Genomic DNA, 14546 nt, shown 5'->3' on the forward strand with positions numbered 1-14546 from the left:
CGCCGTCAGCGGGCAGAAGGAGTAGTCATGGGATCACCGCGCCACGTGTTGGTGTCGCCCGAACGCCTGCCCGGCTGGGTGGAGCGGTTCGTTGCCGGGAACGGCGGCCTGGCGGCGACCGCAGAGCATGACGCCGACGTCCGCTCGCGCGGCGGGCTGATGCTGCGCGGCACCAACGGGTGCGTGGCCCTGCTGGAGCCGCCGGGGAACTTTGCGGCGGAATCCGGCCCTGACGGTACAAGCGTCGATGACCTCATTGCCTCGGCCACCAGTGAGCGCCTGATCGGGATCGTGCTGGTGCGGCGGGGTGGTTACGCGGTCGGCGTGGCCGAGAATGGCAGGTTGACCGCGTCGAAGACCGGCACCAAATATGTGCAGTCCCGAACCGCGGCCGGCGGTTGGTCCCAGCAGCGGTTCGCCCGGCGTCGAGCCAATCAGGCGTCAGGGCTGGCCGACGCCGCGGCACTGCACGCGGCACGGCTGTTCGGTGAACATCATCCGGGCGCTCTCCAGTTGGGCGGCGACCGGCCGCTGTCCGCCGAGACCCTAGCGAACCCCCTATTGCGGGACTACCAATCCCTCCCGCAAATGAAGTTCCTCGTGGTGCCCGATCCGAGACTCGACATCCTGAAGCAGGCGGCACTCGATTCACGCTCGATCAGGATCATGATTGTTGACCCCTGACCTCACCCGGTCCCGTTTCCGCCCAGCCCGCTTTTCGTCGGGAGGGAACTACTGGCGCTTGTCAGCGGTGCGCTGCGCCGCAGCGCGGAGATTCCCGACCGCGGTGTCAGGCTCAGCTGCGCCGTAGACAGCGGAGCCCGCAACGAAGACGGTCGCGCCGGCCTCGGCGGCACGCAGGATGGTGTCCTCGGTGATGCCGCCGTCGACCTGAATGGCAACTGCGAGGCCGCTCCCCCGGACCGCGTCGGCTGCCCTGCGGATCTTGGGCAGCATGACATCGAGGAACGGCTGTCCTCCGAATCCTGGTTCGACGGTCATGATGAGCAGGAGGTCCAGCTCGGCCAGCAGATCCAGGTACGGTTCGACGGGCGTTGCTGGGCGCAACGCAAGCCCCGCTTTTGAGCCGATGCTGCGGAGTTCGCGGGCGAGCCGGATCGGCGCGGCGGCCGCCTCGGCATGGAAGGTTACCGAGGCGACACCCAATTCGGCGTAACCGGGGGCCCAGCGGTCTGCGTCGTCGATCATCAGGTGAATGTCCAGCGGGAGTGGACTGATCTCCTGAATCCGCTTGACCACCGGCAGCCCCAGGGTGAGATTGGGGACAAAGCTGTTGTCCATCACGTCAACGTGCACCGCGTCAGCCGAGGCGATGCGTGCCAGTTCGGTCTGGAGGTTCGCGAAGTCGGCGGACAGGATGCTTGGGTTGATGCAGCAGGCAGTCATGGCGCTCCTTTGAAGCTGAGGTGGTCGGTGGTCCCTGATCGGGGTTCCTCGGGCGGGGCTCTCCCCCATCACCCTACGTCCCCCCGCACAACGGGCCCGCGTCCGTCGGGCGATTCTGTGCAGTAGTGGCGGGTCGCTCCATCCCATCGCGGCGCCTTCGTGATTATTTGCGCGGTAGTGGCGGGGTGAGAGTGGCGACACCCACCACTACTGCGCAGTCACCGGACGACACCCGCCACAGCTGCGCAGATCGTGCCGCCTTCTAGATCCCAGGGGATCACCGCGGGGGTCTCGGCGGCACTCCGGGGACGGTCAGTGGTTACGCGGTGCGGCGGATCAATGCCAGGTACATTGCGTCGGTGCCATGGACGTGGGGCCACAGCTGGGCCGTCGACTCGTGGCCGGCCGCTAGCGCACCGGTGAGGCTGACGCCGTCGAGCGCTGCTCCGGCGTCGATGAGCTCAACGTCGTCGCGGCGGCGCAGACAGTCCTCGACCACTGCTGAAGTCTCGGCCGGATGGGGCGAGCAGGTGACATAGGCCACTACTCCACCGGGGCGGACGGCCTTCAGGGCTGCGGCGAGCAGTTCACGCTGCAGGGTCCCGAGTCCCGCAATATCGGAGGGCTTCCGGCGCCACCGGGCTTCCGGGCGACGGCGGAGTGCGCCGAGCCCGGTGCAGGGGGCGTCGACGAGGACGCGGTCGAAAGTGTCGGGGAATTCGTCGGCCACGGTCCGACCGTCGCCGACGCGCACGGTCCAAACCGCTGGATCGAGCGGCCGGAGTGCCTGCCGCACGAGTTGGGCGCGGTGCTCGGCTGGTTCGTTGGCCACCAGGGTGTGGCCGCGCTGCTGAGCGAGCGCTCCGAGCAGGGCCGATTTCCCTCCGGGGCCCGCGCAGAGGTCCAGCCATTGCTCAGACTGGAGCCCGTCCTCGGTCCCACCGCCCGTGGTTTCGCTGTTCAGTTCGACGGCGGCCAGGGCTCGGGCGACCAGTTGGGACCCTGCATCCTGGACCCTCGTGGTGCCGATCCGAATGCTTTCCAGGCGGCCCACGTCACCCGCGGAGAACAGGGCCGACCCTTCGGCGAGTTCACCGGGCTCGGCTCCTGCTTCGAAGGCCTCGTCCAGGGACCCCAGCCCGGGGAGGGCCAACAAGTTGACCACCGGTGCAGCGTTATTGGCGGCCAGCAGGGTTTCGATCTCGGACACGTCGCGGCCGTGGTCAACGAGGGCCTGGCGCAGGGCGCGGACAATCCATTCGGGGTGGCTATGCGTGAGCGAGCTGATTTTGGTGGCGTCGGTGAGGCCGGCGGTGAGTTCAGCAACCCATTCCTGAAGGGTCTTCGCGGAGACCCGCCGCAGAACGGCGTTGATGAGGGCCGACGGTCCGGCGCCAATGACCGCGCGGGCCAGGCCCACTGTCTGGTCCAGGGCGGCGTGGGCTGGTACCCGCATGGCGAGCAACTGATGGGTGCCGATCCGCAGTGCGTCAAGAATCGCCGGGTCAAGCTTTTCCAGGGGCCGATCAACGCACGTCGCCAAAACGGCGTCGTATGTACCCTGCCCCCGGAGCGCTCCGTACGCCAGTTCGGTGGCGAACCCGGCATCACGCTTGTCGAGCCGGTGCTTTCTGATACTGACGGGCAGCACAAGATTGGCGTAGGCATCATCGGCAGCGACCGCTCGCAGCACTTCAAACGCCACCAGGCGCGCCGGGTCCGCGCGTCGGGTCCGCTCTGAGGGCGCAGCGGTCGAAAACCCGCGCGGCTCCGGCCGGTTGCGCTCACGGCCGGCAGCGTTACGACGGCGTTCCGAACCGCCAGCGTTGCCTTGTCCCTGTTGCTTGGTCACGAAAAATTCCTCGTCACGAAAAAACCAGCTCTCCTTGTTGCAGGGCGCCGCGCGCCCAATCCTGTGCTCGCATCTTCTTTTTGCCGGCAGGCTGGACCTCGCCAAGGACGACGGCGGTCGAGCCGGTGCCCACCAGCACTGAGGTCCCGTCCAGTATGACTTCGCCCGGTGCCAGGTCTGCGCCCACGTCCGAGGTCAGTGACGACCCGGACAGTGACGGACCAGTCAGTGACGGACCAGTCAATGACACCGGACCGACCTTCACCCGCTGGTCTCCGAGCTGGGTCCAGGCGCCCGGTTCGGGCGTTACACCGTTGATCCGTCGCCGGACGGCGAGTGCCGGTTGGGACCAGTCCACCCGCGCGTCGTCAATGGTGAGTTTCGGAGCGAGACCGACGGCACCCTGCTGGGGGACCGCCTCGGCACGGCCCGCCGCCACAGCGGATAACGTCTGCACCAAAAGGACGGCGCCGCTGTGAGACAACCGGTCCAACAGCTCCCCGCTGGTATCGCTGGGCCGCACGGCTTCGGTCATGGTCCCGTACACCGGCCCGGTATCAAGGCCCACCTCAAGGCGGAAGGTGGACGCTCCAGTGAGTTCATCCCCGGCAATCACTGCATGCTGCACCGGTGCCGCGCCGCGCCAGGCCGGCAGCAGCGAGAAGTGAAGGTTGATCCACCCGTGCACCGGGAGGTCAAGTGCGGCTGACGGAACCAGTCCGCCATACGCAACAATCGCCGCCACATCGACGCCGAGCGCAGCGATCTGCTCAATAACCGGACCCTCAATCCGGTTGGCCCGAATCACCGGGATGCCCAGTTCCGCGGCCCGGGCGGCCACCGGGCTGGGAGTCAGTACCCGTTTCCGCCCGAGTGGTGCGTCTTCGCGGGTCAACACGGCGACGACGTCGAATCCTGCTTCCACCAGCGCATCAAGGGACGGCACCGCAACGGTCGGAGTGCCAGCAAAGGCCACCCTCATGGTTGCCTGCTCCCGCGGCCGGGTGCCTGCACGGCCTGCCGTCCGGTGGGTTGAACCGAGGGATTGCCGAACCCGAAACTAGATCCGATGGACTGCGACCGCTCCCGTGCCGTCCGGTCTGCGACGGCCGAGTAGTTTGAGCTCCGAATGGCCCGCATGGCAGCTTTCCGGTGCTCCCCCGCCAATCGTTCGATGTAGAGCGATCCGTTGAGATGGTCGGTCTCGTGTTGGAAACAGCGGGCTAGCATGCCGGTGCCCTCATACTCGACCGGATCCCCATATACGTCCACGCCTCTCACCCTGGCCCAGCTGGCACGCTCCACCGGGTAGCCAAGCCCGGGAATGGACAGGCACCCTTCCGTGTCTTTGGGCCCCACCTCGGCGCCCACTTCGAGGAGTGGATTCACGACGTACCCCGAGGCGTCGTCGATCCTGAAGGTGAATACCCGCAGGCTGATGCCCACCTGAGGGGCCGCAAGGCCGGCGCCGCGTACATCGTCCATGGTGTCCGCCATGTCAGCGACCAGTCGGGCGAGATCGGGGCCGAACCCGGTGACCTCTGCAGCAGGGGTTCTCAGTACCGGGTCGCCGATGATCCGAATGCTCAAGACGGCCATGCGCTGGGGAATCCTAACGTTGTAGACACTTCAGTAATTGATGGTGCACTGTTGATCGTTCACCGGACGTTGCCGGTTCACCGCGTGTTGATCCTTCACCGGGTTCGTTGCCATTCTAGGCGGGAACCGGCACTCCCATCGGTTGACGGTTTGCATGCCGGCTGTCAGCTAAGCGGCCGGGACCGGCGGCGGACCGATGGGGAGCAGCGCCCGGCCGGCGGCTGCGGCGTCGAGTCCGGCCTCCCACGACCGTCTCAGCGCGCAGAACCGGAACCAGTGTTCTTTCAGAACATCGGGGTTGGCGCGCATCGCCCGTACCTCGGTCTTACCGATCGCCACTCCCAACAGGATCAGTTCGTGGTCGTATTTCCACGGCTCCCAGGAACCCGCTTCGCCGTCGACCAGGGCCTCCTGGGCCTTCATTCCGGCGACCAGTTGCATCACCACCTTGTCATCCAGTGGCTTGACCTGACCGTCACGGTCGGTGTTTTTGGTTTTGAAGTCGATCAGGCACATCCGCCCGCCGATTTCGGCAAGGAGATCGAGGGTTCCGGCGTAGCCGACCTCGTGGTTCCACACGGTCAGCTCTGCGGCGATGGGTCGCACCTGGTACAGCGTCCACCATTCGTCGAAACGGGCGGCGAAGGCCTCCTCACCGTTCTCGGCCAGGGCCAGTCGGGCGGCGTCGACGTCGTGCGGCTGCTCAAGATCCCGCAGCGCAACCTGCTCGCAGTAGTAGTGCACCCTGGTGCCGCGGCCGGCAGCCTCATCTCGGTACCGTTCCGCGGCGACCGAAGCATCCTTGATCACCGTCCGAAGCTGCGACGGATTGCCTAGTGCCGCGGGCACCCGGGGATCGTTGGCGACGGCGTTCGCGGCCATATAGCCGATCCACCCATCGAGCGAGGTGGTGGCCTGCGAAATGACGGTGGTAATCGACGGAACAATTGGGCGATCAGTGGTCGACCGGGAGTACATGCGTCCGTGCTCAGTCGAATGAGCCAGCAGCGGTTGAGTCATGCTTCCAGTCTGACACCGGATACCGACAATCTACATTCGGCTCTTTCCCACGGGCACTGATGCGGATTGGACGAACCCCATTTCCTCCTATAGAGTTTTTACTCGTTGGAAAACGACGAATAACCCCGTAAATCAAGCAGTTTATTGCGGGTTATGGATCATCAGTCAACAATGCGGACGTAGCTCAGCTGGCTAGAGCACCACCTTGCCAAGGTGGATGTCGCGGGTTCGAATCCCGTCGTCCGCTCGCAAGTCACTGTAACTGCCGGAGCATTTTCGGCGGTCCTGGTTTACTAGGCACGGTGGGGTGGCCGAGAGGCGAGGCAGCGGCCTGCAAAGCCGTATACGCGGGTTCGAATCCCGTCCCCACCTCCAGTACGAAAGCTTGCACCCATTTCGATGGGCGATTGGCGCAGCGGTAGCGCGCTTCCCTGACACGGAAGAGGTCACTGGTTCGATCCCAGTATCGCCCACTCAAAGCGGTTCTCCGTGGTTCTTCGGAATCCACTGGGTACCGCTTTTTCGCGGACGTAGCTCAGCTGGCTAGAGCACCACCTTGCCAAGGTGGATGTCGCGGGTTCGAATCCCGTCGTCCGCTCCACTTTTCACAGCACCCATGACGCCCTTACAACCGGGGGTCAGTGCAGTAGCTTCAGGCCGACCACGCAAGCCACGATCCCCAGGACCAACAGCACCTTGATGATTGACGCGGATTCGCCGTCAAAGATCATGGCGTACGCAACGGTCAATGACGCGCCGATCCCTACCCAGACCGCATAGGCCGTCCCTACAGGCAGCGTCCGCATGGCCCACGCCAGTCCGACCATGCTGAGCGTCACCGCGATACCGAAAATGATGGTGGGTGCCAGCCGGGTGAACCCCTCGGACTTTCCCAGGGCCGTAGCCCACACGGCTTCGAGCACGCCGGATACGACTAAAACAATCCAAGCCATAACAGTCTCACTCCTGAAACGCCGTCTTGTCGCTGACCGGGTACGGCGCACCTCGTCCGGGTGCCAACTGACCCTACTACGCTGCCACACCCCCGGCCCTAGGGCAATTTCCGGCGAAAATACGCCTACGGCGGATACCAGCCAAAGCACAGGGTTTGTCCTTGGAACTGCCATTCGGACGTTCTACGATAGATGGCAGAGGGAACATCAGGTTCCCGGATCGAAAGGAGGTGCCTGTGTCGGTATTTGACGGGCTCAAAGGCAAGGCCGGGATGCTGAAGGAAAAGGCAACCGCACTGGTGGGCGAAAACTCTGGAAAGATCAAGGACGGCATCGGTCACGCTGGCAACTTCGTTGACAGCAAGACCGGAGGCAAGTACGCCGACAAGATCGACAAGGTTCAGTCCAAAGCCTCCGAAATGGTCGATAAGACCGACCGCGGGGACACCAGCCGGCCAGCTGGTCCCGGGACTCCCCCGGCCGTATAAGACCTACTGCTCGACAGAAAAGTGCCGGTCCCGTCGCGAGGCGGCGCCGGCACTTTTTGCGTGCCAGGAGGAGTGCTACGGGCTGTGCTGGCTGGCGGCCGAGCCGCCGCCGCGCTACAGCTCGCTGCCCTGACGCGCCAGAGCTGTCAGTCGTGACACCGCGCGGTGATACTTCTTCATGTACCCACCGGTCATCATTTCCTCGGTGAAAAGTTGGTCGAAGGCGACGCCGCTGGCGAGCACCGGGATGTCCTTGTCGTAAATCCTGTCAGCGAGGACCACAAACCGAAGCGCAACGGCCTGCTCCGAGATGGTCGCCACGTTGTGCCAGGCGATGAAATCCACCCCATCGATGAGTTGACGGTACCGGCTCGGGTGCACGCCGGCGAGATGCTTGACCAGGTCACCGAATGTGTCCTCGGCGAGCAGCCCGTCGACACCCTTGAGGTCCCGCACCCGATCATGAAGTCCCATTTCGGTGAAAGGAACTGGCGCCTCAGGGAGCCCGCGGTGGCGATAGTCCTCCCCATCGATCCGGAGCACGTCAAACTGATCGGCGAGCACCTGAATTTCCCGTTGGAAGTCAACGGCGGCGAACCGTCCGTCGCCCAGCGAACCCGGGAGGGTGTTCGACGTCGCAGCCAGCTTGACCCCGGCGTCAGCGAGTTCGCGCATCAGACGGGACATCAGGACTGTGTCACCGGGATCGTCGAGCTCAAACTCGTCAATACACACCAGCGCATACCCGGAGAGCGCATCGACCGCACGGCGGAAGGACAGGGCTCCCACCAGATTCGTGTACTCGACGAACGTCCCGAAGGCTTTCTCGCCGGAGGTGGCATGCCAAAGTGATGCCAACAGGTGGGTCTTGCCGACGCCGAAACCGCCGTCCAAATAGATCCCAGCACGAGCCGGAGCCTTCTTTGCTCCGAACAGTTTACGCAGTCCCGTCGGTTCCGGCTGATTGACCATGTCCGCGAACTCGGACAAGGCTTTGACTGCTGCGGCCTGCGAGGGCTGACCGGGGTCCGGGCGATAACTGTCAAAGGAGACGTCGCCGAAGCGCGGGGACGGATAGAACCCTGTCAGAAGTTCGTCGACCGACACCTTGGGGGTCCGCTGGGTGAGCTGCTCGATAGTTGCCACGGTAGGCAAGAATACGGCACCTGCGCCGACCGGACGCCCTCCGGACACCAGATAGCGCACAATTATGGCGTGCGGTGAACGCCCGGAAATAATTGGGGGTGCCCGTGGTTAGGCTAGTAGGAACCACATAAACGTCACGAGGAAGGCCACGGATGTCAGTCGCAGCAGACCCCAATGAGAAGTTCGCTCACTATGCCCACCCGGAACGGCTCGTCTCCACCGATTGGCTGGCGGAGAATCTCGATACCCCGTCGCTGGTCGTGGTCGAGTCTGATGAGGATGTGCTGCTCTACAACACTGGCCACATCCCCGGAGCAGTGAAGGTGGACTGGCACACCGATCTCAATGATGAGGTTACCCGCGATTATGTCGACGGCACCGCGTTTGCCCAGCTGATGTCAGCGAAGGGCATTTCCCGCGACTCGACCGTCGTCATCTACGGCGACAAGAGCAACTGGTGGGCGGCCTATGCGCTCTGGGTGTTCACCCTATTCGGCCATGAGGACGTCCGGCTGCTGGATGGTGGCCGCGACAAGTGGTTGGCCGAGGGACGGCCAACCATCACCGAGGTGCCTGCCGCCCAGAACGCCGACTATCCGGTGGTGGAACGCGACGACGCGCCCATCCGCGCCTACCTGAGCGACGTTCTGGACCACTTCGGGAAGCCCCTGATCGATGTCCGTTCGGTGGATGAGTACACCGGTGCGCGCACCCACATGCCCGCCTACCCCGAGGAGGGCGCCCTCCGGGGTGGCCATATTCCATCCGCCGCGTCGGTGCCGTGGGCCCGGGCCGCCGCCGAGGATGGCACTTTCCGGAGCAGGAAGGAGCTCGACGCCATCTATCGTGACGAGGTCGGCTTGAAGGAGGACGACGACGTCGTCGCCTACTGCCGCATCGGGGAACGGTCGAGCCACACCTGGTTTGTCCTGTTCCATCTGCTGGGGTTCACCCGGGTGCGCAATTACGACGGGTCCTGGACCGAGTGGGGTAACGCTGTGCGGGTCCCGATCGTCAAGGGTGAAGAGCGTGGCGAGGTTCCGATATCGTGACGACGCCGCTTCCCGCCAAGTTGGAGGAGATCGTCGAGGACTTTCAGGCCCTCGACGAACCCGACCGACTGCAGTTATTGCTTGAGTTCTCCCAGGGTCTCCCCGAGTTGCCCCAGCACCTTCGGGACCACCCGGAGCTGCTGGAACAGGTGGTCGAATGTCAGACGCCGCTGTTTCTCAACGTCGAGATCGGCGAGGACGCCGAGCGGATTGTGCACCTGTACTTTTCCGCGCCGCCGGAAGCGCCCACCACCCGCGGCTTTGCGGGCGTGCTGCTCGAGGGCCTGGACGGTCTGTCCTCCGCCGATATTCTCGCCGTCCCCGACGACGTCCCGGATCGGCTGGGGCTCACCCGAGCCATCACACCGCTCCGCATGCGGGGGATGACCGCCATGCTCGGCCGGATCAAACGAAAGGTCCGGGCCGGTCGTCCGGGCTAGCTCAGACGACGCACTCGGTCAGGCCCGGACGCCCGGCCGGGTACGACCGTGCAGCACCGGGGCGAGCCAGGCGGCCACCGTCTGCTCCCACTTCACCGGGTCGACATTCCATTCCTTGGTATGCCGGGCCCGGTGAAACCGTTCAAAAGTCACGAAGGCCGGATTTCGTTCGGCCAGTTCAGCTGAGGGACCCACCGGGACAAACTCGTCGTCTTCGCTGTGGATAATCAGTGTTGGAATGGTGAGCTGCTCTGCCCGGGCCACCCAATCAAGGCTCTTCAGGTCGAGCGGCGCTGCGAGCCCGGTAACCTTACGGCCGGCACGGTTGGTCAGCAGCCACTGGCCCAGCCGCCCGATCGGCGCGGGGATCCGGTTGAGTTGTGCGTGATACGCAAGAACTTCAATCCAGTTGACCACCGGTCCGTCGAGGACGAGCGCTTTGATCCGCTGACGGTGCCCGGAGAGGTCTGCGGTCTGAAGGCAGATCGCACCGCCCATTGACCAGCCGAAAAGCACCACACCCTCGGCGCCGTGGGCCACTGCATAGTCAATTGCCGCCTCGACGTCCCGCCATTCTGTCATCCCCAGCCCGTACCTGCCGTCGGCGGCATGCGGGGCTTCGCCGTCGTTCCGGTACGAGGCCAGCAGGGAGGTCATCCCGAGTGAGCGGGCCAACCGCACGGCCCGCAGCCCCTCGGTCCGCTGTACCCCCCGGCCATGGACCATCACCGCCCAATCCTTCGAGGATTCCTCGGCCCGGATCAACCATGCGGGGGCCACTCCCCCATCGACACGGATTCCCACCTCTTCCTCGGCGAAGCCAAGCGACGACGGTGAGGGGTAGACGGCGCCGCTCCACCATCCTCTGGTGGCGCTTGGCAGGTGACCCGCATAGACGGCCTCCACCTCACGTTGCACGGTGCCCTCACGTGGTACGTAGGACAGAATTGCTCCGATTCGGGCGTGCCCGCGGCCGCCATCGAAGTAAAGGCTGTACGTTCCCTCGACCGTAGTATCGTCGTTTGCCGGAAGGATGACCTGTTGTCCGGTACCTGTTCCGATCACCGCAAGAATGTCGAGGTTTTCATCCCTGACGCGTGCCGGCGTCACTACCTGCCGTGCGAAGTGGGCAGCAAGGCCCGAGGTGGCGGCCGCTACCGTCGACCCGACGGCGCCACCTATCCCTATCCCTAGCATGGTCCATTTGACCCATGGTGCGGTTTCGGTCGGCGCCGGCACCGAGGCGCTAAGTTTAGGCATACCCCATTCTTGCCTGACGTTCTAAGGATCGTCGACACACAGCCTCGGGGTGTCGTGTCGCCCCCGTCGTGCCGGATGCTAGGGCGTCGGCTGCTTGAGCACTAGTCTTGGCTCATGGCCGAGACGATAGTGGTACTGACCGAAGAAAGCCTCAACGACGGTGATGCAAAGAACCTGTCGACCCTGGTCGGCGACGAGCCGGCCACGCTGCTGGTGCTGATTCCTGACGACCGCCACAAGAATGTGCTGGCCGAGTTCTTCCACCACCTGAGCCTGCTGGAATTCTCCGGCGCGTTCCGGGACCTGTCCCAGGGGCAGCCATCAGCACAGGAGTCACGGATCAGCGCCGAAGCAGCGCTCGAGTCATCCATGCGGGTGGCCGAGTCCCACGGGCTTTCGGCGCGCGGATTCATTGCAACCGGCAACGCCGTCGAAGCCTTGGTGGAGGCAGTCGCTGAACATGGTGCCCGCCAGGCCGTGGTCATCACCCGGCCACACGCCGTCGCCGACACGCTGCACACCGACTGGGCCAACCAGGCACAGGATCGACTGGGAGTGCCGGTGCTGCACCTCTACTCCGGTTCGGGATTTATCGGCGGTTCTTAGGCGTTGAAGAAATCATGAGCACAACAGAACCCCGCGATGTCCCTGTCCAGAAGACCGACGAGGAATGGCGTTCAGAGCTGACCGCCGAGGAATACCGCGTCCTCCGCCAGGCCGGTACCGAACGTCCCTACACCGGCGAGTACTACGAGAACGACATGAAGGGTGTCTACCAGTGTCGTGCGTGTGGCCACGACCTGTTTACCAGCAACGAGAAATTCGATTCGCACTGCGGCTGGCCCTCTTTCTGGGCCCCGCTGGCTCAGGACACTGTCCGCTACCTGCACGACACGTCCATGGGCATGAAGCGCACCGAGGTCCGATGCGCCAACTGTGATTCGCACCTGGGCCACCTGTTCGAAGGTGAGGGTTACGGTACCCCCACCGACCAGCGGTTCTGCATCAATTCGGTGTCCATGAAACTGGTTGAACAGGGCTAGCCCGCTGACGCAGGGGAGGTCCAGTAAAGCTGGGCCTCCCCTGCAGCAGCAACCATGGCGTCATAAGAGTTACTTATGCTTAGCGGTATTTCGCATAAGGAACCCTATTCAGTTGCTAGGCTCTTTCCTATGACCTCGACGACCACAGACATCAGCCCCGCCCGGGTCGGTTGCGCCACGCTCCCTGCCGTCTCCCGCGCCGATGCCCCCGAAAATTCAGCCGCCTGGCATCGACTCAAGACTGCTGCATCGGCGTTGCAGACCCTCCAAGTCAAGGACGGGTCCGTCCCGGAGCGGTCGGAGGTTCCCGCCGCAGCCGAATTGGTCGACGCTATCATCGAGGCCATCACGGCGCTGTCGCCGATCTTTCCCCACGACGCCGCTTACCTGACCGCGCTGATTGATGACTTCCGCGCCTGGCAGGCCTCGGATTTCGGAGTGCCCGATTTCCTTGACTCACTGCTGCAGTTCCAGCCGCAACAGCACCGGGTCGACGGCCTGAAGCACCTGGTGGTGTTCCCGATGTATACCCAGAATGGAAGCACCAACCGGCTGGTCGAGGCAGTTCTGATCGAGGTGCTGTGGCCAGAATTCATCGCCGAATTGGAAGCGGGAGACTACTCGAACAAGCTGTTCGTCCCGATCCGGTTCCTCGACTTCACCGCAGGCTATGACACCAACTCGGCCGTCCTCTTCCCGGAGACGGTGGCCGTTAGCTCCACTCCGCAGTTCACCTGGGGCGCCATCTTCGCCGACCGTGAAGCAGCGCGCTTCCGCCGCGTGGTCACGGCCGCAGCTGACATCACCAAACTGGAGCTCCCGCCCGAAGCCGCTGAGCTGGTTGCAGACCAACAGCTGGCCGAGAGCACCTTTGTCATGTGGGACCTCATCCATGACCGCACCCACATGCGCGGGGACCTGCCCTTTGACCCCTTCATGATCAAGCAGCGGATGCCCTACTTCCTGTACTCCCTCGAAGAGCTCAGGTGTGACCTCACCGCCTTCCGCGAATCGGTGAAGATCGCCCTGGATGAGTCAGCCCCGGACGAAACCCGCCGCCACGCCCGGCTGGTGCAGTATGCGGTCATCTTCGACCGGATTTTCCGCTTCTCCATCACGGGCGGTAGGGTCCGGAACTACGACGGCCTGGGCGGTCAGCTCCTGTTCGCCTGGCTGCACCAGCACCACGTGCTGCACTGGACCGACAGCCGTCTGAGCATTGACTGGGCCGACGTTCCCGACGTCGTCATTGCCCTCGGCGAAAAAATTGAGCAGTTGTACTGGCGGTCCATCGACCGGCCGAAGACCGCCCACTGGCTTGCCGCCTACGATTTGGTCACTGAAACCGTGACGCCCCACCCGGCGTCGGTCTGGGCCAAGGGGCCCGACGCCCTCGAGCTGACCGGCCCTCCCCGCGGACTGACCGACGCCGTCCTGGACGACGAATTCCCGCTCTCCATGTTCTTTGAGGCCCTCGACCGGAAAATGAAACAGGTCATTGAGTCGACCGCTGGGATCACCGGGACCGCCGCGTGAGTACTGTTACCCCCGCCCTGGACGGTTTGACGGTGGTGGTGGCTGGTGCGGCGGGGGCGTCGGGCGTCGCCTGCGTCACCCGGCTGAGGCAGCACGGGGCTTCGGTGGTAGCCGTCGGATCGAATGCGGCCCGACTTGAGGGCGCCCTGGACCACCTTGGGGAGGTTGACCGCAGGGTCTGCGACCTCACCGACGCGCCGGCAGTCACCGACCTGGCCGGCGCGCTCACCGCCGACTACCCGTCAGTCGATGGCCTGATTCACCTGGTGGGAGGGTGGCGCGGGGGCAGCGGAATCACCGGACAGTCCGACGCCGACTACACGGCTCTCCACACCAGCGGGCTCACCACCCTCAGAAACACGAGCCGCGCCTTCTACGCTCCGCTTGTGGCATCGCGGACGGGACGGCTGGCGATCGTTTCCTCCACTGCCGTGGACAGCCCGACGGCGGCGGTGGCCTCCTACGCGGCAGTCAAGTCGGCCGCGGAAACCTGGACCCGAGCGGTGGCGGACGGATTTTGGCGGGACCAGCCAACCGCCGACGACTTCGGCAATACCTCTGCCGGCCTGACCTCCGCCGCCACCATCCTCGTGGTCAAGGCGCTGGTTGACGACGCGCTGAGGTCCGCCCACCCGGACCGCAAGTTTCCCGGCTACACCCACGTCAATGATCTCGCGGCGGCGGTGGTCGGGCTCTACGCGGACGAGGCAACCACCATCAATGGCCAGCGCATCATCCTGGCGGGCTAGA

Annotated in this window: 16 protein-coding genes, 4 tRNA genes and 1 riboswitch; of the genes, 12 read left to right on the plus strand and 8 right to left on the minus strand. The window is 64.5% G+C overall.

Annotated elements, in window-relative coordinates; translation table 11 throughout:
• Positions 1-27 precede the first annotated feature (27 nt).
• Positions 28-684 (plus strand): acVLRF1 family peptidyl-tRNA hydrolase, encoded by a 657-nt coding sequence (locus ACX80A_RS08410; protein ID WP_459259260.1) that lies wholly within the window; start codon positions 28-30, stop codon positions 682-684.
• A 48-nt stretch (positions 685-732) separates the two neighbouring features.
• Here ACX80A_RS08410 and rpe read toward each other — a convergent pair whose 3' ends face one another.
• The 5 genes from rpe to ACX80A_RS08435 form a co-directional block, all read right to left on the minus strand.
• Positions 733-1407 carry a ribulose-phosphate 3-epimerase gene (gene rpe / locus ACX80A_RS08415; RefSeq protein ID WP_459259261.1) on the minus strand — a complete coding sequence of 225 codons (675 nt, stop codon included), beginning with the start codon at positions 1405-1407 and terminating at the stop codon, positions 733-735.
• Between the two features lie 319 nt (positions 1408-1726).
• On the minus strand, positions 1727-3259 hold the full coding sequence (locus ACX80A_RS08420) for an RsmB/NOP family class I SAM-dependent RNA methyltransferase (protein WP_459259262.1): 1533 nt from the start codon (positions 3257-3259) through the stop codon (positions 1727-1729).
• A 13-nt stretch (positions 3260-3272) separates the two neighbouring features.
• On the minus strand, positions 3273-4241 hold the full coding sequence (gene fmt / locus ACX80A_RS08425) for a methionyl-tRNA formyltransferase (RefSeq protein WP_459259263.1): 969 nt from the start codon (positions 4239-4241) through the stop codon (positions 3273-3275).
• Positions 4238-4858 (minus strand): peptide deformylase, encoded by a 621-nt coding sequence (gene def, locus ACX80A_RS08430; protein WP_459259264.1) that lies wholly within the window; start codon positions 4856-4858, stop codon positions 4238-4240. Before def ends, fmt begins: the two co-directional genes overlap by 4 nt.
• 168 nt (positions 4859-5026) lie before the next feature.
• A complete protein-coding gene (locus tag ACX80A_RS08435; RefSeq protein ID WP_459259265.1) occupies positions 5027-5878 on the minus strand; it encodes a cytochrome in 852 nt (283 codons plus the stop codon).
• 173 nt (positions 5879-6051) lie between these two features.
• Here ACX80A_RS08435 and ACX80A_RS08440 point away from each other — a divergent pair.
• The 4 genes from ACX80A_RS08440 (at position 6052) to ACX80A_RS08455 (ending at position 6479) form a co-directional block, all read left to right on the plus strand.
• A tRNA-Gly gene (locus ACX80A_RS08440) sits at positions 6052-6125 on the plus strand.
• A gap of 54 nt (positions 6126-6179) precedes the next feature.
• Positions 6180-6253 (plus strand) — tRNA-Cys (locus tag ACX80A_RS08445).
• A gap of 26 nt (positions 6254-6279) precedes the next feature.
• A tRNA-Val gene (locus tag ACX80A_RS08450) sits at positions 6280-6351 on the plus strand.
• Between the two features lie 51 nt (positions 6352-6402).
• Positions 6403-6479, plus strand: a tRNA-Gly gene (locus ACX80A_RS08455).
• 37 nt (positions 6480-6516) lie between these two features.
• Here the strand turns inward: ACX80A_RS08455 and ACX80A_RS08460 are convergent.
• Entirely contained in the window at positions 6517-6831 is a 315-nt protein-coding gene (locus ACX80A_RS08460) for a DMT family transporter (RefSeq protein WP_459259266.1), read from the minus strand.
• 15 nt (positions 6832-6846) lie between these two features.
• A riboswitch (guanidine-III (ykkC-III) riboswitch) is annotated at positions 6847-6908 on the minus strand.
• 159 nt (positions 6909-7067) lie between these two features.
• Here ACX80A_RS08460 and ACX80A_RS08465 point away from each other — a divergent pair.
• Positions 7068-7319: an antitoxin gene (locus ACX80A_RS08465; RefSeq protein ID WP_459259267.1), complete on the plus strand. Its 252-nt coding sequence runs from the start codon at positions 7068-7070 to the stop codon at positions 7317-7319.
• Positions 7320-7433: 114 nt separating this feature from the next.
• On the opposite strand, the gene zapE is transcribed toward ACX80A_RS08465, so the two are convergent.
• A complete protein-coding gene (zapE, locus tag ACX80A_RS08470) occupies positions 7434-8465 on the minus strand; it encodes a cell division protein ZapE (protein ID WP_459259268.1) in 1032 nt (343 codons plus the stop codon).
• A gap of 152 nt (positions 8466-8617) precedes the next feature.
• Between zapE and ACX80A_RS08475 the strand changes: the two genes are divergently transcribed.
• Positions 8618-9517 carry a sulfurtransferase gene (locus tag ACX80A_RS08475; RefSeq protein ID WP_459259269.1) on the plus strand — a complete coding sequence of 300 codons (900 nt, stop codon included), beginning with the start codon at positions 8618-8620 and terminating at the stop codon, positions 9515-9517.
• On the plus strand, positions 9511-9957 hold the full coding sequence (locus ACX80A_RS08480) for a SufE family protein (protein ID WP_459259383.1): 447 nt from the start codon (positions 9511-9513) through the stop codon (positions 9955-9957). Before ACX80A_RS08475 ends, ACX80A_RS08480 begins: the two co-directional genes overlap by 7 nt.
• A gap of 18 nt (positions 9958-9975) precedes the next feature.
• Here ACX80A_RS08480 and ACX80A_RS08485 read toward each other — a convergent pair whose 3' ends face one another.
• Positions 9976-11217 carry an alpha/beta hydrolase family protein gene (locus ACX80A_RS08485; RefSeq protein ID WP_459259270.1) on the minus strand — a complete coding sequence of 414 codons (1242 nt, stop codon included), beginning with the start codon at positions 11215-11217 and terminating at the stop codon, positions 9976-9978.
• 114 nt (positions 11218-11331) lie between these two features.
• Between ACX80A_RS08485 and ACX80A_RS08490 the strand changes: the two genes are divergently transcribed.
• The 4 genes from ACX80A_RS08490 to ACX80A_RS08505 all read left to right on the plus strand — a co-directional run bounded on the left by ACX80A_RS08490 (position 11332) and on the right by ACX80A_RS08505 (position 14545).
• Positions 11332-11823, plus strand: a complete 492-nt coding sequence (locus tag ACX80A_RS08490) for a hypothetical protein (RefSeq protein WP_459259271.1) — start codon at positions 11332-11334, stop codon at positions 11821-11823.
• A 14-nt stretch (positions 11824-11837) separates the two neighbouring features.
• Entirely contained in the window at positions 11838-12260 is a 423-nt protein-coding gene (gene msrB / locus ACX80A_RS08495; protein WP_459259272.1) for a peptide-methionine (R)-S-oxide reductase MsrB, read from the plus strand.
• A gap of 129 nt (positions 12261-12389) precedes the next feature.
• A complete protein-coding gene (locus tag ACX80A_RS08500; protein ID WP_459259273.1) occupies positions 12390-13796 on the plus strand; it encodes a DUF6421 family protein in 1407 nt (468 codons plus the stop codon).
• Positions 13793-14545: an SDR family NAD(P)-dependent oxidoreductase gene (locus tag ACX80A_RS08505; protein ID WP_459259274.1), complete on the plus strand. Its 753-nt coding sequence runs from the start codon at positions 13793-13795 to the stop codon at positions 14543-14545. The genes ACX80A_RS08500 and ACX80A_RS08505 overlap by 4 nt, the downstream gene beginning before the upstream one ends.
• The last annotated feature ends 1 nt before the right edge of the window (position 14546 follow it).

The organism is Arthrobacter sp. TMN-50 (assembly GCF_054511125.1).